The organism is Echinicola soli (genome assembly GCF_006575665.1).
Classification (GTDB): Bacteria; Bacteroidota; Bacteroidia; order Cytophagales; family Cyclobacteriaceae; genus Echinicola; species Echinicola soli.
The window spans coordinates 3,746,560-3,771,347 of record NZ_CP041253.1 but is presented as its reverse complement, the minus strand read 5'-3'; the positions used below and the strand labels follow the sequence as shown (position 1 = coordinate 3,771,347).

Annotated in this window: 18 protein-coding genes; 2 read left to right on the top strand and 16 right to left on the bottom strand. The window is 41.9% G+C overall.

Going from position 1 to position 24,788, the window contains the following annotated elements:
• Position 1: 1 nt before the first annotated feature.
• The 8 genes from FKX85_RS14890 to FKX85_RS14855 all read right to left on the bottom strand — a co-directional run bounded on the left by FKX85_RS14890 (position 2) and on the right by FKX85_RS14855 (position 6,542).
• Positions 2-811, bottom strand: coding sequence for a hypothetical protein (locus FKX85_RS14890; protein WP_141615490.1), 810 nt, complete (start codon positions 809-811; stop codon positions 2-4).
• A 173-nt stretch (positions 812-984) separates the two neighbouring features.
• Complete coding sequence (locus FKX85_RS14885) at positions 985-2,091, bottom strand: LPO_1073/Vpar_1526 family protein (protein ID WP_141615489.1); 1,107 nt, start codon at positions 2,089-2,091, stop codon at positions 985-987.
• The gene (locus FKX85_RS14880) at positions 2,081-2,260 is read right to left on the bottom strand and encodes a hypothetical protein (RefSeq protein WP_141615488.1); all 180 of its coding nucleotides are present in this window, start codon (positions 2,258-2,260) and stop codon (positions 2,081-2,083) included. The genes FKX85_RS14885 and FKX85_RS14880 overlap by 11 nt, the downstream gene beginning before the upstream one ends.
• A gap of 144 nt (positions 2,261-2,404) precedes the next feature.
• Positions 2,405-4,939, bottom strand: coding sequence for a hypothetical protein (locus tag FKX85_RS14875; RefSeq protein ID WP_141615487.1), 2,535 nt, complete (start codon positions 4,937-4,939; stop codon positions 2,405-2,407).
• Positions 4,932-5,180, bottom strand: a complete 249-nt coding sequence (locus tag FKX85_RS14870; protein ID WP_141615486.1) for a hypothetical protein — start codon at positions 5,178-5,180, stop codon at positions 4,932-4,934. The genes FKX85_RS14875 and FKX85_RS14870 overlap by 8 nt, the downstream gene beginning before the upstream one ends.
• Positions 5,181-5,426: 246 nt before the next feature.
• Positions 5,427-5,843, bottom strand: coding sequence for a VOC family protein (locus FKX85_RS14865; RefSeq protein WP_141615485.1), 417 nt, complete (start codon positions 5,841-5,843; stop codon positions 5,427-5,429).
• A 23-nt stretch (positions 5,844-5,866) separates the two neighbouring features.
• Positions 5,867-6,127, bottom strand: coding sequence for a hypothetical protein (locus tag FKX85_RS14860; protein WP_229239637.1), 261 nt, complete (start codon positions 6,125-6,127; stop codon positions 5,867-5,869).
• Between the two features lie 205 nt (positions 6,128-6,332).
• Positions 6,333-6,542, bottom strand: a complete 210-nt coding sequence (locus FKX85_RS14855) for a tyrosine-type recombinase/integrase (protein ID WP_317130680.1) — start codon at positions 6,540-6,542, stop codon at positions 6,333-6,335.
• A 1,361-nt stretch (positions 6,543-7,903) separates the two neighbouring features.
• On the opposite strand from FKX85_RS14855, the gene FKX85_RS14850 reads away from it, so the two are divergent.
• Together FKX85_RS14850 and FKX85_RS14845 are read left to right on the top strand one after the other, a co-directional pair.
• Complete coding sequence (locus FKX85_RS14850; protein ID WP_141615483.1) at positions 7,904-8,797, top strand: glycoside hydrolase family 16 protein; 894 nt, start codon at positions 7,904-7,906, stop codon at positions 8,795-8,797.
• 837 nt (positions 8,798-9,634) lie between these two features.
• Positions 9,635-9,997, top strand: coding sequence for a hypothetical protein (locus FKX85_RS14845; RefSeq protein ID WP_141615482.1), 363 nt, complete (start codon positions 9,635-9,637; stop codon positions 9,995-9,997).
• On the opposite strand, the gene FKX85_RS14840 is transcribed toward FKX85_RS14845, so the two are convergent.
• From FKX85_RS14840 to FKX85_RS14805, 8 genes are all read right to left on the bottom strand, one after another.
• On the bottom strand, positions 9,940-12,309 hold the full coding sequence (locus tag FKX85_RS14840; RefSeq protein WP_210416862.1) for a GH92 family glycosyl hydrolase: 2,370 nt from the start codon (positions 12,307-12,309) through the stop codon (positions 9,940-9,942). The genes FKX85_RS14845 and FKX85_RS14840 overlap by 58 nt on opposite strands.
• A gap of 1,156 nt (positions 12,310-13,465) precedes the next feature.
• The gene (locus FKX85_RS14835; protein ID WP_141615481.1) at positions 13,466-14,212 is read right to left on the bottom strand and encodes a GntR family transcriptional regulator; all 747 of its coding nucleotides are present in this window, start codon (positions 14,210-14,212) and stop codon (positions 13,466-13,468) included.
• 339 nt (positions 14,213-14,551) lie between these two features.
• Complete coding sequence (locus FKX85_RS14830; RefSeq protein ID WP_210416861.1) at positions 14,552-15,706, bottom strand: MFS transporter; 1,155 nt, start codon at positions 15,704-15,706, stop codon at positions 14,552-14,554.
• Positions 15,703-16,650, bottom strand: a complete 948-nt coding sequence (locus FKX85_RS14825; RefSeq protein ID WP_141615480.1) for an ROK family protein — start codon at positions 16,648-16,650, stop codon at positions 15,703-15,705. Before FKX85_RS14825 ends, FKX85_RS14830 begins: the two co-directional genes overlap by 4 nt.
• Positions 16,651-16,654: 4 nt before the next feature.
• On the bottom strand, positions 16,655-17,956 hold the full coding sequence (locus FKX85_RS14820) for a GH36-type glycosyl hydrolase domain-containing protein (RefSeq protein ID WP_141615479.1): 1,302 nt from the start codon (positions 17,954-17,956) through the stop codon (positions 16,655-16,657).
• 60 nt (positions 17,957-18,016) lie between these two features.
• Positions 18,017-21,166 (bottom strand): GH92 family glycosyl hydrolase, encoded by a 3,150-nt coding sequence (locus tag FKX85_RS14815; RefSeq protein WP_141615478.1) that lies wholly within the window; start codon positions 21,164-21,166, stop codon positions 18,017-18,019.
• A gap of 47 nt (positions 21,167-21,213) precedes the next feature.
• On the bottom strand, positions 21,214-22,983 hold the full coding sequence (locus tag FKX85_RS14810; protein ID WP_141615477.1) for a class I mannose-6-phosphate isomerase: 1,770 nt from the start codon (positions 22,981-22,983) through the stop codon (positions 21,214-21,216).
• A gap of 208 nt (positions 22,984-23,191) precedes the next feature.
• A complete protein-coding gene (locus tag FKX85_RS14805; RefSeq protein ID WP_141615476.1) occupies positions 23,192-24,781 on the bottom strand; it encodes a RagB/SusD family nutrient uptake outer membrane protein in 1,590 nt (529 codons plus the stop codon).
• Positions 24,782-24,788 lie beyond the last annotated feature (7 nt).

Sequence of the window (24,788 nt, the reverse complement as noted above, 5' to 3'; positions counted from 1 at the left end):
ATTATTCAATTTTTGTTACAACTTCTTCCATTGTATAATGGACGAAACTTTGTCCTAGTTCTGTTAATTCGTAAGGCTCTAAATTATCAAAAGCAGACTTTAAAGTTGAAGACTTAGAACGTCTAGTAGATTTTTTTATAAAGTTACCAGCGTAATCTGTAATTCTTTCTTGTCTTATAATTCCATCTAAACTCAAGTCTCTAATCAGACGCTTAAATAAGTCTGCTTCTAAAGAGTTTTCTGCTGGAAGAGTACCATTTAAATTGTCCCATATTTGTCCTCTTGTGATTCCACGATTTTTGTAGATTTCCCTAATTACCATAAAATGCGTTTCGTGATATCTAGAAATCCATTCTATAAAAAGTTGGATTAAATCATCTGTCGAAAGGTTTATTGCACTAGCATTTGTAAGTAACTTTCTTAAATATTCTTTCTTTTCAAATGTTTCTGCGTTATCCCATTCTTTAAACCCTTTTCTGACTAAAGCTAAATATTCTTCACTTTCCATTCTTTCTTTAACTTCCTCCCCAGCATTGTCTAAAGTTTCGTGAATTTGGTAAATCGTATAATATAATTCTTCGATTTTTCTATTGTGTTCTTCTAGCCAAATTCTTTGTAAGTCATTAATTTTTCCTTGTTCTTTTTCTGCGTGTAGAGCTGAACTTGCGGCAATTACTCCACCAACCCAAGGAATACTACTTAAAGCTGAAACCACAAATCGTCCAGTTCGGGTTTTCTTTCCTTTTCCATCTATTTTAGAAAGTTCGTTTTTAACTTTCTCTATAGCTTCTGTTTTGGTTAGTTTGTTCATTATTTGAATTTTTGTTCAAATGCACTACAACGTTTGATGGTATGGTGTCGTGCGGGATTTCGAAGCGATTTCCTATCAGTTTACACCGACATTTTTTACGAGCCACAAACATTCAAAAACCGCTGAAACCCGCATGCACTATACCATGTGTTGTGTGCTGGCGTTGATTCTTTTTAGTTCAAAGGGGGCAAATTCTTATCACATCTTTGAGCATTTGAATGTGCCAATACCTTCCCAACTGATGTAATTTGAATACTTGAGGAAAGTTTATCCCACCATTCTCTAAGCTTTTTCAAATTTGGGAATTTGTCCCACTCAACCATTAATTGTTTTATATTATTTTGTTTTAGACTGACGTCCTGTTTATATAAGTCATAGATTAATTTTAGAGCTTTTTTTTGGTTTTCATTAATAGGAATAGTTAAAGTTGAAACTTTACCGTTTTGAACAATTTGTTGATTTAAAGTAAGGGAGTCAATTTGTTCTTTGCTGGGTAAATTTAATCTTACAAAATCAGGATTTAAATAATGGTTTACTAAGATATTTTTGGGTAAACCATTGCTTTTAAGTATATCAAGGGCTTGATTGTAGTTTTCTGATTCTTTTTCAATACCAACTTCCGTGTATCCAACTAACATATTTGGATAATACTGTTCTATTGTTTTTAAATTACCAATAGCATTTATCCGTACAGCATCTAAGATGTCTAGGTGGTCCAACCATTCGTTGCCAACAGGTAGTTCTCCATAAATAATTTTACCAAACAAATTATCCAGTGTCTCTAGTCCTTGAAGAATATCCCCACTTGCAGGAAAGAAAAATGTTACTGAATGAAAAACAGTCAAGCCAAGTAAAGCTTCATCAGATATTTTGTCAACTATTTCAACAGCCCGAATAATTCCTGCTCGAGTAACTCTGTTTTCCCCTTTCTGAAACCGGTGAATTAATAATTCAGCAAGAAGGTCATAATCCGCAGGTCTCTCTGTAGATGCAGCGGTCTTTTGAGCTTCAACAAGTAGCAATTGAAAACTTGGGTCTGCAAATGCTTCTAAAGCTCCATCAACTGCATCCATTTTAGGCATAAGTCTATTTTCAAATTCAGAAACCCTAGAAGTTGCAATCTCAAAAGCTTCTTTAGAATACTCTTTTCTTAATTGTAAGTTCATTTCTTGGTAGATTTCCCTTGCACGTTTCTCGTCAATACCTACATTGACAATCATAGAATCAGCTTGCAATTGCTGTGCACCTTCTCCTGCTTTTTGAATTTGTTTATTTGCCATTGTAATCTCTCCCTATTTGCATTTGTGAAGCATTGTCTTTTGCTTTTTGTTTTTGCTTGGTGGTTATCTTTTTGTTAATTCCAATTTTATATCCAACAGCTCCACCAGTAAGAAATCCTACAATTAAGGTTAAAATTGCTGTTCCTAGTCCACTAAAAAACCAATCCATAATTATCTTTAATTTATGTTTGTTAAATTCTCTGCGTTCTTTTTATTCGCTTGCACACAACGTTCAATATATGAATCTGTAGCTTTGGTTTGTGTATTTGCCTTGCGCGGCTATGATTTCATATATAATGTTGGGCACATTTACTTATTCTACAGTAAAGATTATTTCTTTTTCATCAATTTTTGACGGTCTGACAGAAATTACTGATCCAATATTTTGAGGTATATCTGTTTCTAAAATTCCTTCAATCCAAAAATTGGGGACAATAACACCAAAATCATTATGTTTTTTACCTACCACAAATGCTTTGTAATCATCTTCGTATCTAAATTGATCAAGTCTGTCAATGTTATTTCTTGTTAATTCACTCAGACTTAAAATCACCCTGTTTTGTTCAAAATTGATCTCAGATATCTTTAATGGAATGTCATTCAGAAAACTAGACAAGGGTTTTATTTCCTCAATAAAGCAAGTATTACTGATGCCTTTTTTTAATAAAAGACCATCTATATTCTGATTCTTATAAGAAATATTATAAATGATCCCCCAATCGAATACTTGCTTTATTTTAAGGTCTTTCAGCACTTGACCTTCTGAAAACTTTTTACTGAAATCATCAAGAGGATGTTTCAAAATAGGCTTGAAGGAACCAATTAACTTATCATGGTTCTTCCCAATATCTTTAATAAATACTTTATAGGATTGATTTACATAATATTTAAAAGTCTTACCATTCCAAGATATTTCATATTTTGGAATATATATTTTAAGATTATTGATGAGTCCATTAATACCATATTCATTTATATCGGTTACAATAAACTTTACAATTTTATCCTTATTAATATCGAAGTATTGTTGATACGGGTTCGGTTTGTTCCGTTTGGCTGAAAGAATTAATAACTTTTCTTCAATATTTTGGATAGTAGAAGATATAGATGCCCCTAATGATGCATTATCAAATTCAGACTGCTGCTGTTTTTCTGTCCAACCTAATTCGTATTTTGGTATTAAAGCTTCTATACCTTCTTGGATTTCACCAATCAATGCGTTTTTTGCTTTACGCATAATTGTAAATTCCACCTTTTGACCTATTTTATAATTTTTATTTTCCCATGGATCTTTTAAGCCATTGAGAGCTAGTATGATATTACCGCGAGTGAAGTCGTAATCCTTTATAATAAATTCAAATACTTCATCAAGTTCAAACTTCTTATGTAGGAAGATATACTTACTAAATGTCAACTCATTTCTAAATGCGATACCTTCTAGTACTTGATTGCCAATATCTAATTTAATGAAACTATCATCGCAGTAAATTACCCTACCATTGATCTTTTTACCTATTTCATATTCTGATTTAACAAAATTTACAGGATCACTTTTCGTATTCTTCAGGCTGAAGTTAACAGTTCCTCCTTCAAGAATTTCGAGAGGAACAAGCTCAATATCGTTTCCCTCTTTAAAATAATTTCTGGCATCTGTAATTTGTCCAGCACTTAAGTTATGATGTTTAACTTCTCCAGATAATCCATTGATGTCTATCAATAACCGATTTTCTCTAACTGATGTAATAACGCCATGAATTGTTGACTTTTCCTTGATAGCTTCTCCGATGCTAGCTAATGTACTTGATAAAATGCTATCTGAATTCACTTCCAGAGAATAACATATGCATTTTCTATTATTTGTATCTATATATTCTCTCGGAGTATTTCTTAAAATGAAATTACCTGTTCCTAATAACTCTTTTGCTACTTTTTCTAGGATTTCGACTTTTTCTGATCGTGCTAATAAATAAAATGCATTTACACCGCTCGCTAATCCGAGTCGAATTCTACGATAATATGGCTCAAGTCCATAATTCAAATATGTCTCAGCTTTAGCAACAAGTAAAAAGCCAACCTTAAAATATCTTTTGTTGTAAACTAGTGGTGTATTGTCATCATATTCTCGTGTTACAACATTATAAATAAAATCTAAAAATTCTTCACTTTCAATGTGATGTTCAGATTTGGGCGTTCTCCCAAATTGGTTTTCTCCAAGATTATTTAGTTCTCTTAAAATGACTCTTGTAAATAATCCGTTATCATCTATTTCTTCAAGTTTCTCACATTTCTCGAAAATTTCGTTACTCTCAGTTTTGTTTTCATTTATAAAAAGAGGAATTATATTCCCCTTATTTTTAATGTTGGCGTTTAGAAGTATTTTTTTTGTTACTGTTAAATCAATCGCCTTAACAAAATCGGTACTTAAATAGGGTTTTGAATTTATTAAAAATGCATCTTTAACATAGATTGAGGTAGCTTTAATTATATTTCTTGAGTTGTCATTGTCATATTTCAGCTTTATTATTGCCTTACCTTCTTTCAACTTTGTTTGCAAATTGTCAGAGCTGATCCAATTAATCTTCAAATCAGGAATATCCATTTCAGGTAATTCCTTAGAAATTCTTTTTAAGGCTTTAGTTAAAGGTCCTTCAATTTGAAATCTGATTGCTTTCTTGCGAAAAAATGAAAAAGGACCTGCTATCAAATGCCATAGATATCCAAAAAGTATTTTAAAGTTTTCTGGCTTCGTAGCAGCAATAGTTATTACAAGTACGACTATTATAACTAAGGCTGATGAAAAGCCAAATAAATTTAAAAAATCAAAGAGTTTATCTGTCACTTTATTCATTTAATCTTCTTTTGAACTCATCAACACAGTCAATTTTTTCGCAATAAAATGTAATTTTAAGTTTCATACCTATACTTTCAGGCTGTATAACTCCAATATTCTTTTCAGTAATAATTGTATTACATGATCGACATTTAATATTTCCCTCTATTAAATCTTCAAACTGATCAGTTTTCTTCAAAGCTTCTTCCAAATCAGAATCTTGAATGGCATTAACTTCTATCTTCCTTTTTCCAAACATAGTTTTTCATATTGTGCCCAACGGTCTTGTATATGAAACATAGTGCAGAAAATAGGCAGTTTCGTTTCGGTTAAGCACAAGCCGAATTTTTAAATTTTACTAATTATTTTATTTTTGGCAATTCGTCAAATTTAAAAATTTGGCGACTTGCCAAAAATGCCCGAACCTTCGTGTTAGCAACGACTCCCACTATGTTTTATATACGTTGTTGGCAACTGGCTTTTCCGTTCTGTTGGTTTTAACTCACTATTCATTGTAGCCTTTTTCTACAAGTCGTTTTGATATCCACCAATAATTTCCGCTTGGGTCAATTATTCCTGATTGTCGGTCTTGATAATCCATATCTGCTGGCTCAAACTCGACTTTAGCTCCATATTCCACGGCTCTTTTATGGATTTCGTCAACATTTTCGACATATAAATAAAATGCCGTGCGCATATTTAAAAATTGGCCTCTTGCTTGGCTTATCATAAAACAGGAACTACCGATTTTTAAAATCACGTTTGCAATGTCGCCATTTTTTGGATTAGTAGAACGGTTCAATTCCTCTGCATAGAATGCATTTTTAAGAAAATCAATCAATTCTTTTGGGTTTTCCACGAATAAATATCCATTCATAGTTCCAAATCCTTTTGGTCGGTAAGTCTCAAATATTTTGTTCATTGTTGTGTCTTTTTCCGATGTGTTTAAATTTCGATTACGTACGATGTTATTGATATAATTTTTTCGCCTTTTGCACCTTTAAATTTGTAAAAGTCCGAAAACGCATATTTTTTTCCATTTTCCATTTTCATAATTCCGTTTGTAGCTCCTTTCTTTCCGTGCGATAAAATTTGGTCGATTATTAATTCGGTCGCCTTTTCGGATTTCATTTTTTCCAATTCCACGGTAAATGTTTCTTTTCCTTCGACTTTTTTGTCGCCAATAATATTTCCAAACAATATCATCAGATACGGTTTCGATAATAAATTCCACCTTTCCTTTTGCAAAAGAAATATTGAATTCTTTTAGAAATTCCATTTTTGGTGAGTTTCCTCAATTTGGGCTTGAAATAATTTTTGTCATTTTACAGAATTTTTAATTTCAGCACGATGTTTCTTTAGCTTGTTGCCAACGTCTTAATATACTCTATTGGAGTATATACGCCATTGGTTACTTGTTTTTTAAATAGTTAATATCCAGTTGATTATCGTTTGTCAGTTGGTCAAAATGACTTTTGATGTTTTGCAAATTTTTGGTGGACGCGTGCGTGTATATCGCCGTTGTGTTGGGACTGTGATGCCCCAGCAATTGTTGAATATAACGTAAATCCGTCCCTCTGTCCAATAAATGGATGGCAAATGAATGCCTTGAAAACGCCATGGCCACGGCGCGGTGAGTGTGTGGTTGCATGTTGAGTAGTAGTGTTGTTTGTTAAAAAATGGCTATTGCCAAATCAAATATAGTAAATTTCACCAAATTCAAAAAATAACCTTATAGAAACTGAAAAAGAGGCTGTCTCAAAATATGTCATCACGAGCAAAGCGAAGTGATCACGATGTATTCTCATGGCACATACTAAGGAAAATTGTTTTTGCTGTTCTTTTCCATTGATGAAAATTTCATTTCTCCAAGCCTACGTGCAAAGCCGCAGGGCAAACACATTTAAAAAAATCAATCTCTTTGGGGTTGCTAAATCTAGCCGTGTTTTCCTCGTCAAAGGATCCATCCTTAGACAAGGAATGGTTAAATCCCACCTAATCCCCTATTATCAGAAAATCGCTTGTAGCCATTAAGGCTGAAAGCCTTCCTGACATTAACCCAAGGCAGGGTCTTGGGGCATAAGCCCAAAAACATTCCGCTAACGCAGGCTGAAAGCCTAGCTCAGTTCTTCCATCAAGTCAAACAATATGCACGGGAATACCTTTAACCTGGGTTTAGAAACCATTACGAATGGAGTGAAGCAATCTCGTTTTCTTAATACCAGATTGCCACGTCGCAGGCTCCTCGCTATATGGAATGATATTGTATCCATAATCAAACTTAGGTTTAACCGGGAAGATTTTTAGCTGGCCTTACAGGCCACAGGTAGTCCCTCTATTACCTATTGGCTCAATGCGTTTCATTGGGCTGGATTAAGCACCCCTATCAGGGGAGTGTTCTAAAAAAAATGTTGTATAAATCACAATTTCTAATTCGTTGTCATCCCGACTTGAGGAGGGATCTCAATTTTAAATTACTGTCGTCCGACTAAATTTCACATACGCTGAAAAGTAGGTTTAAACGGAAAGAGAAAAGATTTTTTGGATTTCCTAAATCTACCCCGTCCTCTGAATGAATGATCAGAAAGTCCCCTTTAGGGGATTTAGGGGGTAGATTTTGACGAATTTCGTTCGAAAGTAAATTCTTTACTCGTATGCCAATGATTTTAAATAAGAGATTCCTTCCCGATGTATCGGGATCGGAATAGCTTGCCCGGTGGATATCGGGGACAAAGGCATTGTTAGAATGGCGTAGCTAGTGGAATACGCAATCGCTCATCCAAAAGCGATTTCCCTGCCTTGAGGATCGGCAATTAGGCCTGGTATTCATAAATCCATTAATTCTCCTTATGCTTGGTAAATCCGTTTGCCATGTGCAAAGTCGTGGACAGTCTTAATGACAAAAACCATTATCGTCGAACTGACGTTAATAACCTACTCTTCTTTTTGTATATTGGTTTCCGAAATCAACTGGCACCAACTATGAATCAACACATTTTATTGGCAATATTACTTTTCATTCCTTTTCTTGCCATTTCTCAATCTGATAATAATCACCGTTCATTTGTCGAGAATTTTGAAGATCCTGCTTCAAACTACTTTAGGTATGGCTCCACCGGAACCAAAGCCAGCTTTAAATACGAGCTAGGTGTGAACTCTCCATCAGAGCCGGATACTAAAATTCTTTCCTTTAAAATAGATCCGGAGGATAGTGCCGGTGCAGGACGTGGACCTGAAATTATCTCAAAAGACTTTACGCATTTTGGCACCTATTCAGCGCGGTTGAAAGTTCCAGAAGTAAGGGATATTCAGCCGAATATCGGAGCAGTGGTAGGTTATTTCACTTACCATGAAGACAGTTTGGCCGGACTGAGTGAAATTGACTTTGAATGGCTCCCTGCTGACCCTACTGTTATTTATATAGGGACATGGACGGGAGGGCATTCCGGAGCGTTAAAACGAATTGGCAGAACCATCAACCTGGCCAAAGGAATAATCTATGAAACGACCTATAGAGAAGGTCATACAGGTACACGTACCCCCCTAACCGGTAAACAAAACCAGCCGGAAACCATTGCGGCCATTCCGGACTTTGATGCTTCTTCTACCTTTTATACCTACGGCTTTGATTGGTTTGAGGATCGAATCCGTTGGTGGATTATTCATCCCGACAGTGGTGAAAAGGTAGTATTGTGGGATTACCAGGGATCCAAAAGGGGCATACCACAAAACCGAACGCATTACCGGATGAATTTTTGGCATACAGACAAATGGCCAGTTGAAACGAATCCACAAGCTATTGAAAAACCCTTACAACCTTACGAAATGGAGGTAGACTGGATGTCTTATGATCCGCTTAAAAGGAGTTTAGAATAAGTAAAACCATTACTATTAAGCGATCAGAATTAAATAATCTTATCCTCTATTAGAATAATATGACCTTATATTCAACTCCACATTATTCCCGCCAAAACCAATGTCACAGAACATGATAAATCGTGGATATTGTTCAAAAAGTTGATCGTTCCAATGGGTGTACGTTTTGTTGTACATACAAAACGTACCCTTCCCAAACTGGGCTCTTGGATACTGTTAAAATTCACGGGCAACCTCAGGAACAATTTCAAGCCTCCTCCATCGCAGTTGGTCAAATAGTCGGTCAAGCGGAAAAGTTGGGGGATTAGGGTTGGTTTCGATAGCACGCAGATGGCGCTGATTAATAAGATTTGCGCTGATTTTTTTATACTGGAGCACGCATTCCTATTGCTTAATTAAAGAGAATTATGCTTACCAAAATCACCTGGAAATCGCTCATCCCCCAGAAATATTGCTTGGACCGTGACTTCGAGCCTTGATGGCAAAAAAACAGGCCACCTGTTGTTCCGACAGCTGTGCTGCGGAACCATGAGCAGTGAGTTTTTAACTCGACACTCGTTAAAGTACGGGCGGCATAGAGCGTTAGTTCTTTTCTATTAAGTGGTATATCAACGCCAATTGGTCTGTCCCGCCGTTAGGTGGGGCAGCTTGGTGACGAATACGATATGGTAAACCACAAAGCTCCAAAGCTGTTTGTTTTCCAAGAAATTTGGGATACTCCTACAAAACACTTCGTGCCTTGGCGACTTCGTGGCGACATACCAAATAAATAAAAACCTTACCCCGCCCCCAGAAATACCACTTGCCCCTTGTCTGTACTAGGCAGACCCTTTTGTAATGGATAGTGCGGAAGGAGATGCGTCTCCTTCCGCACCTCCCCTCTTACACACTGTTTGGCACCAAGCAAGCTTGTCAGATGCCAAGCAGGCTTGTTCAGATGCCAAGCAAGCTTGTTCAGATGCCAAGCAAGCTTGTTCAGATGCCAAGCAAGCTTGTTCAGATGCCAAGCAAGCTTGTTCAGATGCCAAGCAAGCTTGTTCAGATGCCAAGCAAGCTTGTTCAGATGCCAAGCAAGCTTGTTCAGATGCCAAGCAGGCTTGCAGTGACGGTATTATAAATCGAGCTCAGGTTATTAATATTGGCTATAAATCTTCAAAAAGGGTTTTGTTGGGAGTATTGCCCAAGCCTATTTCCAGGTGAGCTCCAGCCCTTAATTTATCGAGTCCTATATGGGATTGAGTGTAAGGCTTGCCGTTTAAATTTATGGATTGAATGAAAACATTGCCTTCCTGGTTATTTTTGGTAGTAATCCGAATGGTCTTGCCACTGGCAGTCGTAATTTCCACTTCATCAAATAAGGGACTGCCAAATTGAAAGGAGGGCTGCGTTTCTACCAAACCTTTGACATCAAACAGGCCTATGGAAGACATTACATACCAAGCACCCAACTGCCCCTGATCTTCATCCTGACCTAAACCATAACCATGTATTTCTTCCACACCATAAAACACATCACAGATGCGTCTCACCCATTTCTGGGTTAACCAGGGTTGACTCGTGAAATTAAAGAGCCAGGGAATATGCAAATTGGGCTGGTTACCTTGGTTATATAAATAGCTTAAGCCGGCAAAAGCATCGATATCTTCCCCCCCGAATCCTGTTTTTTCGGAAACGGTAAAAATAGAATCCAACCTGCTGACAAATTTTTCATCTCCCATTTTTTCCACCAATGCTTCAGGGGTATGGGGAACGTAAAAAGTATATTGCCACGCATTGCCCTCCTGAAATCCAACCCAGGGAGCAAAAGGGTCAAAATCCTGAATAAAATCTCCGGAGGCCAATCTTGGTCGTACAAAATCTATTTCTTCATCATACACTTTTTCCCAGTTCCGGGATAATTTCATCAACTCTTCATACGCTGCATCCTTCCCCAGGGCTTTTGCAAATTGGGCAACGGCGTAACTGCTAAAGCTATACTCCAGAGCATGTGAAACAGAAAATGCAGAACCTTCCGGTGAAGTATCCCAACCTGGCTGATAGGGAATAAAACCATTTTCGACAAAAGGCTGAAGATCTGTTTTACCCGCTCCCTCATTTCTGTTTTCATATTTTACTTCATTTTCATAAGCTGCTTTAAAGGCCAATTCCACATCATAGTCCCTGATATTGGCTTGGTAAGCCGCTGCAATGACGAGTCCTACAAAGTTGGTCCCCACACCGGAAACATATTTACTATTGGCCAACCCGTCACTCATCCATCCCGAGTTTTTGTAAACGGCCAAATGGCTCTGCACAAAATCGTTGTAATATTCCGGCCAAACCAGGGTCCACAATTGGGTAAGGTTCCAAAATGCACCCCAAACAGAATCTGTATTGTAAAATTTAAATTCCGGATCGCCATTTTCATCCAGCGGTATTTGTCCGATAGACCCGTCATTTTCGGGGAATTGACCGTTTACATCGCTGGCCAGTCCCCTTCCCAAAAGCGCATGGTACAGTCCGGTATAAAACTTAACTTTGTTCTCCTTAGAAGGATCGGATATCTTGATTTTACCAAGTTCCTCCTTCCATTTTTTCTGGGCCAGTGTTTTGGCTTGTTCGAAATCAAGGTCCTTTGCTTCAGCAAGCAAGTTCTTTTTTGCGTTTTCCAGAGAGGTGTAAGAAAACCCGGCTTTCATTTCTATGGACTCTCCCTCCTGGGTATCGAAGGCCATATACAGCCCGGACCCTATTCCAGTCGTGCTCTGTTGATTTTCCTTTCTGTCATTACCATTAAAAGCACCTACCGATTTGGGTGTTTTGTTTATTACAGCTGAAAAATAAATTTTCACTTCACCATCGGGCTGGTACTTTTTCACATATTCAGGATAGGTAATCACCCATCCTTCGATGGTATTGTCATCATTAAAAGTAACAGCGGCATCTTTTACTTTACCACTTTCCCCGAGTTGATTCCCGATGTCCAGAATGATGTGAGCACTGTCAGTTTTTGGGAACGTATATTTATGAAATCCTACTCTTTCGGTCGCGGTCAATTCAGCGGTGACATCATAGTCCTTTAGCTTAACCCTATAATAGCCGGGAGTGGCCACCTCATCTTCTTTATCAAACCGGGAACGGTACCCTTCATCGGGTTTTTCCAGGGTCCCTGGAACTGTATACAACTTACCTGTCGTGGCTGTAAAAAGAAACCCACCGATCTGAAATTCATGCAAATTGGCAAACCCTTCAATACTCTCATGCCTGCCATCATAGCCTACCGCTTCCCAGCCACTTTTATTCCCATAACTTCCATTGGTGGACGGTCCGAGTTTAGCCATCCCAAATGGCAAGGCTCCGGGTGTATAAAAAAACCAACGACTATGTACTGATCCTATGTTAGGGTCTACTAATTCTAGCAATGAATCTCCATCAGGTTGCTCCCCTTCCTGTACATCTGTAGATGAATTACAAGCCGTACCAAACAGCATGTATGCCAACAGCAAAACCCCAAAATTTATTGTATTTTTCATTCTTACAATGGTTTATTGTCCTGTAATAGTATATGATCTAATTATAGATACACCAAGCGATATTATATATGTGCATATGTTTAAACAAATTTAATAATATTATAGTGTTTTACAATTATTAAATACTGGCGTCCGAGAAAACAATGGTAAAATTGAAAAAATCAACTGTTTACACCCCTAAAGGGGATTTTCTAAAGCTCCCCTTTAGGGGTCATTTTAGGGATTGGAATAAAACCCTCAAATTTCTATTTAAAGAAAGCTTTTGATCATATTTGAAAGTCAGTCCAATACCTGAATAAAAAGTAGGAAAGATTAATATAGCAAAAACAGTATTGAATTTGGTTACGTGCAACATTACGAATACACATATATAAAAATCGATCCTTTTGGGGTTGCTAAATCTAGCCGTGTTTTCCTCGTCCAAGGATTGATCCTTGGACGAGGAATAGTCACCAACCACCTAATCCCCTGTTAGTGAGCTCTATTATCAGAAAGTTGCTTGTAGCCATTAAGGCTGAAAGCCCAACTTAGTTCTTCTATCTACCAAACATATGCACGGGAAGGTTTTTAGCTGGGATTACAGGCCACAGGTAGTCCCTCTATTACCTATTGGGCTGGATTAAACACCCCTTTCAGAGGAATGATCTAAAAACAATGTTGTATAAATCACAATTTATAATTCGTTGTCATCCCGACTTGAGGAGGGATCTCAATTTTAAATTACTATCGTCCGACTAAATTTCACATACGCTGAAAGGTAGGTTTAAACGGAAAGAGAAAAGATTTTTTGGATTTCCTAAATCTACCCCGTCCTCTGAATGAATGATCAGAAAGTCCCCTTTAGGGGATTTAGGGGGTAGATTTTGACGAATTTCGTTCGAAAGTAAATTCTTTACTCGTATGCCAATGATTTTAAATAAGAGATTCCTTCCCGATGTATCGGGATCGGAATAGCCTGCCCCGGTGGATATCGGGGACAAAGGCATTGTCAGAATGGCGTAGCTAGTGGAATACGCAATCGCTCATCCAAAAGCGATTCCCTGCCTTGAGGATCGGCAATTAGCCCTGTTATTCATAAAACCATTAATTCTCCTTATGCTTGGTAAATGCGTTTGCCCTGGCCTTCTTAAAGACCATTCAGCGAATAGAAAGATTACTACAGCTCCCTTTTAATATCAATGTCATAGGAAAAATAATCGGTGGAATAATAAACCAAATTATATTCTACAGGCCGGTCACCCTGGTCAAGGACTACCCTTTCACGTTTCAAAACCGGATCGCCTTTCTTAATATCCAGCGCTTTTGCTATGGGTTGTGGAGCGGCGATGGCCTTTAATTTCTCTTTGGAAACCGCAACAATAACATGGCATTCCCTCTCCAGCATTTCGTAGAGCGGTTGGTAAAAATTCTCTTTTCCGGTCAAGCCTATTCTTGGATGAAAATAGGAAATACTGAATAGATACTTGGCGTCTTTTGCTCCCCTTATTCTTTCCAACCGGCAAACTTCTGCCTCAGACGAAAGGTTAAGCGCCTTGGCAATTTCCTTATCCGGCAAAACAAACCCGACCTTTACAGCATATTCAACCACCTCGATCCCCTTATCCTTCATCTCTTTGGTAAAGGATATCCATTGGTCCAGTCTTGTGGCTATATTTTGGGCAACCACTTTTGAGCCAACCCCCCTTTTTCTTTCGATCAATCCGTCCTGGACCAGCTTGTCGATTGCTTGTCTGACTGTGTTACGGGAAATACCGAATCGTTTGGCCAAACTTTCTTCCTTGGGAAGAAAAGACTCTCCCGATGCATACTCCTTCAATTTGATCAGCTCCCGCAAATATTTCTCCAGCTGCACATGATATGGAATAGCACTTTTATGTTCCAGTTTAAATCCCCTTACCTCCATAGGCTTCTTGATGCTGTTTAATTTAAATTATCCGCCGTCCTTGGGACTGCAACCAAAAACAAAATTAATCAAATTGTCATTAAATCCACTTATTGATTCATCTGGTCATCCCACCGGTAAGCCAAAATCAATACCGGAGTTCGACCATAAAATAGATATCAATCCATCATTGCGAACGCAGCGGTAGCGGAGTGAAGCAATCCCGGCTAGTTAAACGTCATAGCGAGGAGCTTGCGACGCGGCAATCTCGTTTTCAGATACGGGATCGCTTCACTCCGTTCGCGATGACGGTTTTTAAATCAAGCTCAGGTTTAATGGAAGGAGTCACTTCTTGCTACATTATTTAACGAATTTCCGGTAGGAAAACGACAGTACCACTGCCGCCATTGCGGGAACGAGAAATACCAGGTCCACTCCTGCTGATTTCTGGATCAGTCCCATGATGAACGGAACGACCGCCCCACCAACAATCGCCATGGTCATCAGCCCTGATATTTCATTGCTCCTTTCAGGGGTCCTGTTGATGGTCAAGGCAAAGATCAGTGGAAAAAGATTAGCCGAAGCCAGTCCCACCAGGATGATGGAAGCCAAGGTCGTTTCAAGGCTGGGAGACACCATCAGGCATACAAATGCGACCACGGTAAGCCATCCAGACCATTTGAGAAACTTTATATGGCTCATTTTGCCCAAGATCACCGCTCCCAGTAAACGGCTGACCAGCAAGGAGAAGAAATATAGGCTGATTCCCAGGGAGGCATCCTCCAGCGTAAGTTCATATTTGGAAACCAAGAGTCCCTGGATATTGGTGTTCATTCCCACATCAATCCCAACGGTCAAAAATATGGCAAACACCATAAAGGCAATCACTGGATCTTTCAACAGCCGAAAACAATCCTTAAATCCCGCCGAAGCTTGCTCATGGGTTTCCTTTATGGGGGTTCTTGCCAGCCATGCCCCGGCACAGATTGCCACCACACCATATACCAAAAACACATTCTTCCAATTGCCGGTCCTTGCTACCAAAATAGCCACTAGCACAGGGCCCAACAAGGAGCTAATGGCCTTCATAAATTGGGACACGCTTAGGATACTGGGATACTTCTCTGCCGTCACCACCTCCCTCAACAACGGATTGGAAGAAACCTGGATTAAGGTATTTCCAATTCCAAGTAACACAAAAGAGCAAAGGAATACCCCGTAACTAAAACTGACAAATGGTATGGCCATTCCAATTGCTGTAGCACCAATTCCGGCAAGCAGTACCTTTCGTTTCCCCACCCTGTTCTGGAGTATGCTAATGGGAACCGACAGCACAAAAAACCAGACGAATACCATGGAAGGGATCAATTGAGCCATTTCTGGGCTGAGGTCAAACTCCTTCTGGGCGTACCCTGTCGAAACCCCGACAATATCAACAAATCCCATTACCACAAAACTCAGCAGCACCGGTACAATTTTACCATATGGCAGTGTTTGTGAACTAATATCTTTCATTTCATCTTATTTATTACCCTAGCTAAATCCTCATAATATTCCTCTTCAAAAAGCATGGCTCCACCGATCAACGGAGCGTGATCTATGATGGCGGAAACCACCACGCTGTCTATAGACAATTCCTTGCGCAAATACTGCTCAAAGAGAGGGAAAGACCGTGATAGATTTCCCCCCAATACAAGTATATGGGCACCGAACTTTTGGATATATGGATCCAGGAAACTGCCCAATCTACTTCCAAACAATTCAAAGGCTTTTTGGGCCAATCGATCAGACTTGGCAAGGTTAAAAACGTCCAGAGCAGTAGAAGCTTCCCTGCCTCCCAGGGACTGGTAGCACTTCACCAAACCACGGGCTGAAAAATGGTCATCTGCCATTTCCCCTTGAAATTCACCATTATATAGCCATCCATTTTCCGGTACCTCATCGCCTGATATTACCGGTACCCCAGCAACCAAAAATGAAGATCCCAACCCTGTTCCCAAAGTCAAGGCCACACAGCGATCCACGTTTTTGGCAAGGCCAACCTTGGTCACTGCAATACCAAATGCCGCTGCATCATTCACAAATCTTATTTGGGATTTTTCCAGCTTAAGCCGATGGGAAAGTTCCTCTTTGATATTGACTCCATATATACATTCGAATTTATTTACCCCGGTGATCAGGCTGATCCCTTGTGCATAATCAAATGGCCCTGGAACGGCAATCCCAATCCCTCCTATCGGTCTATTGGATTGTTTTATGGTACACTCAATGGCCTCGGCCCATACGCCTATGAGTTCGTTGGCTGTTCCATTTGGATCGGGATGTCGTGTGGTCATTGACTCCAGCAGTAGCTCCGCACGCTGACCATCAAAAAGGCAAGTGCTAATATGGCTTCCACCAATGTCCACTCCAACCTGCAGCGATTTCTCCGTATCAGGCAATATTATCGGTCTTTCCATTGCCCTATTTTTTTATTTTGATGGATTGCTGTAAGGCCACTATGGCATCATAGAGCACCCCTGCACTTCCCCTGAAAGTTCCTGACCCCCGTGGCTGGTTATCGACCGAATACCACTCGTAAAAGCCATTGTTGTCAATCACCCTGTCCACCATTGGCTGTATTTCCCTGTAGGCTTCCTCAACGAATCCATTTTTCACCAGTTCCAGGATCATCCTCCCTCCAAACCAAGTCCAGTCGCCTCCGTTTTGGTAACTATACTCCGGATTCATGATCTTATTGGCAAAAAAGCCCGCTGGATACGGAGGATATAGTGTCAATCCTATGGAAGGTGCACCTGCCTGTTTTACCCTCGAAACCATATGATCCAGGGAATGTTCGATTTCCTCTTGTGACAGCAATCCCGCTTCGATGGCTATCGCTGTGCCCCCGAAATAAAAAATCTCATTCTCCTTGAAGTCCTCTGGAAACGGGGAACCTTCCAGATAGATATGGGGAATGAACTTTTGTCCTTCAGTGTCCCAAAGGTGCTTTCTGATATTTTTTTCCAATTGCACCTTAATGGGAGCCCACTTTTTACTGCTTTCGGGCATTATATCCATCAGGTTAGCCAAAGCAATGACCATCATGGCATTATCATAAATATCAATGGCCCTATGGGTGCTTTCATCAATATCCACTCCCCATCCATGCTCTGGCTGTACATCTCCCCAATCGGCAGTGGTCGCTCCCCAAAGCAGGCCATGCTCCCGATCAAAGCGGTAATCCATCAAATAATCCATGGACCATTCCAACCGTTCGGCCACCGTTTTGTCCCCCACCTTTTCTGAAAGCAGTGAGAAATCACCCGTGGCCTTGATGTACTTGTAGACTGTTTGCACCAAAGAAGTCTCTTGGTCGGTCTCCACGGTATTTTTGTGGCCTGCATACCTTGGTTCCAGTTCCGAATAACTAAAATCTGAGTCGTCTTCCCCTATGGATGCCACTGGGGTAAAGCCATCTATGATATTCCCATCATCTCCCTGCATCCTGAAAAAAACCAACAGGTTTTCCCTTAGTGTTTCCTTTGGGTATACCTTGGTGGCAATATTAATAAAAGTATTGTAATCCCTGATCCAGACCTCCCGGTATCCATCGCCGGCATTGAATCCTTCGGAGACTACTTTTAAGGCCATTTTCTTTACTTCCTCGAATTTTTCATTGTTTGCAATATTATTCGAAAGGTTGTCATCATCCCCCCCACTGTTTTGCCCATGGACCTTTAGTGCAAATATTAGGAATACGGCCAATGCCAGGTAGTTTTTCATGAAAATTTTGGGTTATTGTTGTTCAACGTTGATTACAAATTTGTGGGTACTTTGCCGCCCTCAATAGGGCAGAATAGTATTTCCCCATTCCTTGTTCGGGGCATCTCCCATCTCCAGTACCAATTCCCCTCCCTTGAGAAGCGCTGCCGCATCAAACCAAAAACGGTTGAGCGGTTTGCCGTTGAGGGTGGCTTTTTGTACGTAAATATTCTTCCTGTCGGCATTGATGGCCCTGATGGTAAAGGTCTCCCCTCTGCCAAACCGATTGCCAAGATCAATTTCCACTTGTCGGAAAAGTGGACTGCCTATTTCGTAGATAGGGGCTGCTCTTGTTCCTCCGTCCACTTGGAAAAGACCAAGGGAGGCCATGATAAACCAGGCACTCATCTGGCCCTGATCCTCATCTCCCAAATAGGCATTGGTAACGCCATGGCCATAATACCGTTCCATGATGGCCCTGCTCCATTTCTGGGTCAGCCAAGGCTTGCCAGCATAATTGAAAAGAAAGGCAAAATGCATGGACTGTTGGTTTCCCTGCACCACGGGATAATCCCAGTATTGGTCATTGGGGCCGTTAAACCGCCATCTATCGCTTTCCGAAAAACCCCATTCCAGTCTTTCGAGGAATTTCTGTTTTCCTACGGCGTCCATTAGCCCTGGTACATCCTGGGGAACAAAAAAGGTGAGCTGCCAGGCATTTCCTTCCACATAATGGTGGTTGGCACCTGAGCGAAACGGATCAAAATCTTCCAGCCATTCTCCTTTGGCATTTTTCATCCTTGCATAGCCTGATTCGGGATCAATAACATGCTTCCACCAAGCCCCTCTTTTGTCAAACGCTTCAAAGATGGAGGCCTTCCCGAGGGATTTGGCAAACTGTCCAACGGTCCAGTCATCAAAACTGTATTCCAGGGAATTGGAAAACCTTCCCAGATCATACGGCACATAACCATGTTCAAGATAGTGCTCCAAATCCCTGTTTCCGGCAAACCCTCCGCCCACTTCTGTAGCTTCTGTGGTCTGCATCTTCACTACAGCTTCCAACGCTTTTTCCACATCATAATCCCTGATCCCCATCTGGTAGGCCCCTACGATCAAGGGAATTTCATGCTCGGCCACCATGACGGGGATGTACTCCATTCCCGCAGGGCCTTTGGCCAGCCACCCGGCATTGTCGTACATAGCAAGCTGAGACCGCACCCAGCGATTGCTCCAGTCGGGTGTGACCAGGTTCCAAAACTGGTTAAGGTTCCAAAACGTATTCCAAAAGGCATCACAGCCCAGGGCAAGGTCATCCGGGCGCTCCAGTTGTTGGACCTTCTCATCAGCATCCCTCCATTGTCCGTTTACGTCCGAAAAGGTATTCCTGCTGGCCAAAGCCCTGTACATATTGGTATAAAAGCGTTCCTTTTCCCTTGCATCGTTACTGGTCACCTTGAGTCTTCCGAGCAGGTTGTCCCAAGTGTCCCGTTGATGGGCCACTACCGCGTCAAAGTCCCATCCGAAAGGCGTGGAAATCTCCGTTGATAGGTTTTCAGCAGCATTCTCGATGCTCACATAGGATATTCCCGTTCTCATTTTCACACTACGGGAATCTTGCAGGTCAAATTCCACAAAGGCACCTGCATTCTTCGGCTCCTCGGCCACCAGGTCGGTGCCATGAAGGATCTCACCGTCCTTCCAATGGGAAAACCGGGCAAAAGGACGGTCAAATTCAATAACAAAATGGACGATATAGTCCTGTCCCACTCCCTTGGACCATGCATTTGGCGTAAGCTGATGGCTTTTGCCTTCTATCCGTGTAGGGGAAACACGGGTAATCTCGCAGGATTCTATCTGGTAGCGGTATTCAGAGGGAATGGCCAGGTCGATCATGATCCGCCCGCGATCACCTTTTCGGTATTCATATAGTTGCATCGTCGCCCTTTCTGTAGCTGTCAGGGAAGCCCAGATATCAGTGTCAGTCAAATGGACTTTGTACATGCCAATTCCTGCCTGCTCTGTTTGTTTGTCAAATGAGGACCGGTATCCCGTCTGGACATCGCTTTGGTCACCAACGGCGGTCTGTACAGGCCCTGCGGTAGTCGGAAAGGTCCCCAAGCCGGCCATGGTCCATTCGTGGATATGGCTAAAGGTACCGATCGATTCGAAAGTAGGATCATAGCCTGCCTGCCAACCTGAGTTCTGGTTGTCCGGGCTTAGCTTTACCATTCCAAAAGGCATCCAAGGGCCAGGTGCAATCATCCACCTGGAATGTCCTGCTCCGATGAGCGTATTGACGTATTGACTCCATTTTCCGGTAACTTGGGGCATTCTTTTGACAGTGCCCTCCTTTACCGTTCTTCCATCCAGTTTGATCTTATAATGGCTTTCCTTCTCCTTTTGGACAGCGGGCATGGGGGCTTCCAGCAAGTACTCCCCCTTCACCAAACGTTGGTGAAGGATTACAGAACCATCCAGTTCAACAGCAATCTTCGGAGATCCTTCAAGGTGATAAGCGGGCACCAACAGCGGTTGGTTCAGTCCAGAATCCCCTTTGGTTTGATAGTTAGCCGGACTTATATCCCCCACTACTGCCATTTTCGTTTTTTTCACCCTCAAAGGCCTGGAAGCAAAAAGAGCCACTTGATCAAAGGCCAACCAACTACCTTCAAGGCTGGTTAACGTAATTTTGTTCATTCCACTCTTCAAGAGCCCTTGGGGCAGATCAATGATGACCAGCTGTTCCTCCCCTTTTGCTGATCCTTTATTTCCAAGGGCTGCTCCCTTTCCTGGCTTTAATTGGTAATGGTACCCTTTACCATTGACAGAGACCTTCAATAGGACTGCATGCAACGAATCGGCATCTGCAAGGTCTATCGTAAGCTGACCCGTTGCTCCTTGGACCCTTTCAAGTTCAAAGGCGAGGTTCAGAAAATGAGAGCGGATTCCTGCGGTATGTCCTGTTCCGCCCCAAGCGTCCTTTGGCCCTGGGAGGATGTACGGGAAGTCTATTTGCGGATCGTCTCTTCCGATCCAAAACATCCGGTCCTCGAAACCAAAATCACGGGCAATAAAATCCGCATAACCGCCGGGATAAAGCGCAAAGCCATCACCATTGTCTGAGGAACTTCCTAGTTGGAAGACCTTATATTGCTGTGCCAATAGGATCGGGCAGTGTACCGCTAAGGCCATAACTACCAAAAAAACACTTCTAATTATCTGATGCATAAAATAAGGCTTTCGTTACCATTCCATATTGTATTGATCAGCCCAATCTAACAGGCGGAATCCTTGACGAAGGAAATGATCACCATCGCCCGGGAGGCTCCATGGTTTTTCAATTTGTAGCTACCGGCAGCGGCAGGAACAGCAAATGTTTCTGCATAATGAAACTTGGCTTGCCCTCCATTTTCGGTGGACAGGGAAATGGTTTCTCCTTCGACCAACATCAACAAATGGCATTGCCCATCTGTGGGAACAGAAATTTCGGTATCAAATTCATAGCGCATGACTTTGTAAAAATGTTGTTCATGGGTAGGCAATTCCACCAATTGCCAATCCGATCCGGAGGCAATCACTTCAGGACGTGACACCAGGGTACGTTGGACTTCTTCCCCTTTTCTTTCAAAATCCAAATTGTCAAAGGCCCGTTCCACATTTAAAGGCCGAGGTTCTCCATTTAGGTCCAATCGTTGCCAATCGTACATTTTAAAGGTGTAGATATAAGGGGTAGCACTGATCTCCAATACCAGGTTGTCCACTCCTGAGCAATGAACGGTGCCATTGGGGATTAGGTAAAGCCCATGCTTTTGGCTGGGAAGTTTTTGAACAAAGCGCTCTACTTCCAGGACTGATTTCTCATGAATGGATTTTTCCAGTTCCTTTTTGAATCTCTCCGGTTCAATGTCCTTTTGGAAGCCCAGGTAAACATTGGCACCAGGTCGGTTATCCATAATATAATAGGTCTCATCTTGGGTGAATTTTTCGCCAAAATGGGCTTTTGCATACGCATCGGTTGGATGACACTGTAGGGATAGGTTTCCCCCGTCGAAGGTATCCAAAAAGTCAAATCGGATGGGAAAATCATCGCCAAACCGATGATGGGCCTTGCCCAAGATATTTTCCCCAGCCTGATACATCAACCAATCAAAGGACACCTCCAAGAGAAGGCCTTCGGAAGAAAAGATCAAACCGTTCTCGGGAACAATCATCTCAAAGGACCAGGCATAGTTGGGCTCATTCTGTGGAAGCTCCGGGATATGCTCACGAAGCCATTGCCCGCCCCAAACACCCGGCTCAAACCACGGACGGACCCTGAAATAAGCGTGGGACATGGCTTCCAGCCCTTGCCGAAAATCCTCCCCGCTCATCCAGGTAGGATGGTCAGGACGTTGTTGGTCCACCACATAATCCAACTTGGCCAATAAGGCCTTCTTCTCCCTGTTGCAGATTTCCCAGTCCACAAAGAAAAAATGCTTGTACATTTGCTTGGCATTCTTTTGCTGTCCGCTACAACCGAGGTTTTGGACACTGCCCGCACGCATACGATATTGCAGTTCGTTTTTAGGAAGATCAAAATAGACCAGTTTTCCCTTAATCCCCGTTTGGGCGGCACCACAACCGTAAATGACCGTAATATGATCCGTTGAAAGCTGTAAGGTCTCCAGTTTTCCCCAATCAATGTAATCGGCCATATTTCGTTGGGTCTTTTTTCCGAAAACCGGATCGTCCCCTCCAAGATCCGGGGCAATCATTTCTAGAATCTCATTGGTTGGCTTATAGAAATCGGCCATATTTACCAGTGTAAACGTAAAGTCCTTGTTGGCCAAGTAATGCTTTAGTTTAGTGCTGATTTCCCGCCAGTCCACTCCAACATAGCCGTCCATTAGGACCACCTGCCCGGCAAATACCTGGTCGAAGAGGCTCTCGTAACCATAACTAATCCTTGAGGATCCCAAGTCAAAGGATGGAAATAAGGTGTAGGAATTCAATGGTTGATCCGTATCGTAAACGGGTACCTGTGGCTGATTGCTCAATCTGTTCATTGTTATAATAATTTTTGCGAATTTCGATTGTATACCCCGGGGACATCTTCCCTCTGGGCCGGGTGCTTTATTCCATATCAGTTGCCAACAAAAAGTAACAAGATGACCTTATCATTGCTCCCTGCGCTGAAAAGGGTTCTTGAAAAAACGGCTGTTCCGAGCCAACATCAACATGGCTCGGAACAGCCTTAGCATTATTTCTCAAGGATCAATTGGCATACCCAGGGTTTTGTTCCAGCGAAGGATTGCGCTGCAATTCCTGCTCGGGCAAAGGATATAGCATGTTTTGTGCTTTAATGGTACCATTAAAATAGTTGGTGGCACCGACCGCATCGACAAACGTTATTTCTCCCGAACCATCTCCTACCGGCCTTGGAAATTTGCCTGTTCGCATGACATCAAACCAAATAGGAAACTCAAATACAAGCTCCCTCACCCTTTCTTTCCAAACCTCTTCTACAAACTGATCAGTCGACATGGTGGCCAGCTCACTTCGAATGGCTGCCGAAGAACTGTTCCAGTAAGCCCTTTCCCGGATTTGGGCAAGGTAGTCCACCGCTTCACTGGTCACCCCTTCTGACCGGGCTATTGCCTCAGCACCGATCAATAGCACATCGGCATAGGTATAGATCGGCATTTCACGTCCCGAAAGTGCCGTTTCGTAGGCAGCTTCCTTATTCTCCCACATGAAGGGAGCCCGTTGGAATTCAACAGTTTCCCCATCCAATTCTATGGAAGAATGGAAATACTGTTTTTCCTGCACACGAAGGTCATTTTCCGGATCATAGGAGGCGATCAGGTCATTGGTCGGGCCATAAGCATTGTTTGCAATGGCATAGGCCAGTAAGGGCGAAATAGTGGAAGGATAGCACCAACTTGGATAGATATTGTTGGCAATCCCTATCTCATATTCGTAATAATAGATATATTCCCCGGGCACCTGTTCACTGTCCTTTAATTTGTTATAGGCAGACCCGTTTTCAGTGAGTTGCCCCTGTCCATTCTTAGAATGCTGGACCAGGGAATATTGTCCGGAATCCACTATCTCCCTGGCGACCTGTGCCGCATTGGCATAGTTATCCTGCCCTACCGCTTCACCGCTCATGGTCAAGTATACTTCAGCTAACACTGTCTGGGCTACTGATGCGGAAATCCTGCCGCTGTTTGATGTCATGGAAACATCGGCCAATCCCCCACTTGAAATGGCTGCTTCCAGATCCTCGGTGATCAGGGCATAGACCTGAGATGGAGCTGTCCGCTCGGGAAACAGTTCTTCCAAACTCTCATAGGGTTCTGTAATCAAGGGAACCGCCCCAAACATCCTTACCAGATAATAATAGTTGAACGCCCTAAAAAACCGGGCTTCTGCCATGTATTTGTTCATTTCGCTTTCCGAAAGTCCGGGAGTCTCTGGAATATATTTAATGGCATTGTTTGCCCTGGATATCCCCACGTACATGTCGGACCACATGGAATTAAAGTAACTCGACAGGTTCAAGCCATCGTAGGTCATGGTCTGTCCCCGTTGTACGTGTACTTCCTGGCCTTTGTATTCATTGTCCACAAATCCGGACAAATAAGGACCGAACATGATCCTTGCCCCGGCATAGGAGCCATTGGCCTCATAAAGCTGCATGGCCCCAGTCCTGTACAATGCGTTTACTGCGTCCCGGGCATGTTCCGGCCGCGCAAAATATTGGGTGGAGGACACTTCATCCTTGGGCTTTTCTTCCAAAAAGCCCTCACAGGAAGATAAAAGCACCACTGCCACCAAGTATATAATCGATAACTTTTTCATGAGATTA

Bases quoted from the DNA above. Each gene is read 5' to 3' on its own strand.
- FKX85_RS14890 (WP_141615490.1), bottom strand. From the start codon at position 811: ATGAACAAACTAACCAAAACAGAAGCTATAGAGAAAGTTAAAAACGAA.
- FKX85_RS14885 (WP_141615489.1), bottom strand. From the start codon at position 2,091: ATGGCAAATAAACAAATTCAAAAAGCAGGAGAAGGTGCACAGCAATTG.
- FKX85_RS14880 (WP_141615488.1), bottom strand. From the start codon at position 2,260: ATGGATTGGTTTTTTAGTGGACTAGGAACAGCAATTTTAACCTTAATT.
- FKX85_RS14875 (WP_141615487.1), bottom strand. From the start codon at position 4,939: ATGAATAAAGTGACAGATAAACTCTTTGATTTTTTAAATTTATTTGGC.
- FKX85_RS14870 (WP_141615486.1), bottom strand. From the start codon at position 5,180: ATGTTTGGAAAAAGGAAGATAGAAGTTAATGCCATTCAAGATTCTGAT.
- FKX85_RS14865 (WP_141615485.1), bottom strand. From the start codon at position 5,843: ATGAACAAAATATTTGAGACTTACCGACCAAAAGGATTTGGAACTATG.
- FKX85_RS14860 (WP_229239637.1), bottom strand. From the start codon at position 6,127: ATGATATTGTTTGGAAATATTATTGGCGACAAAAAAGTCGAAGGAAAA.
- FKX85_RS14855 (WP_317130680.1), bottom strand. From the start codon at position 6,542: ATGGCGTTTTCAAGGCATTCATTTGCCATCCATTTATTGGACAGAGGG.
- FKX85_RS14850 (WP_141615483.1), top strand. From the start codon at position 7,904: ATGAATCAACACATTTTATTGGCAATATTACTTTTCATTCCTTTTCTT.
- FKX85_RS14845 (WP_141615482.1), top strand. From the start codon at position 9,635: ATGGATAGTGCGGAAGGAGATGCGTCTCCTTCCGCACCTCCCCTCTTA.
- FKX85_RS14840 (WP_210416862.1), bottom strand. From the start codon at position 12,309: ATGAAAAATACAATAAATTTTGGGGTTTTGCTGTTGGCATACATGCTG.
- FKX85_RS14835 (WP_141615481.1), bottom strand. From the start codon at position 14,212: ATGGAGGTAAGGGGATTTAAACTGGAACATAAAAGTGCTATTCCATAT.
- FKX85_RS14830 (WP_210416861.1), bottom strand. From the start codon at position 15,706: ATGAAAGATATTAGTTCACAAACACTGCCATATGGTAAAATTGTACCG.
- FKX85_RS14825 (WP_141615480.1), bottom strand. From the start codon at position 16,650: ATGGAAAGACCGATAATATTGCCTGATACGGAGAAATCGCTGCAGGTT.
- FKX85_RS14820 (WP_141615479.1), bottom strand. From the start codon at position 17,956: ATGAAAAACTACCTGGCATTGGCCGTATTCCTAATATTTGCACTAAAG.
- FKX85_RS14815 (WP_141615478.1), bottom strand. From the start codon at position 21,166: ATGCATCAGATAATTAGAAGTGTTTTTTTGGTAGTTATGGCCTTAGCG.
- FKX85_RS14810 (WP_141615477.1), bottom strand. From the start codon at position 22,983: ATGAACAGATTGAGCAATCAGCCACAGGTACCCGTTTACGATACGGAT.
- FKX85_RS14805 (WP_141615476.1), bottom strand. From the start codon at position 24,781: ATGAAAAAGTTATCGATTATATACTTGGTGGCAGTGGTGCTTTTATCT.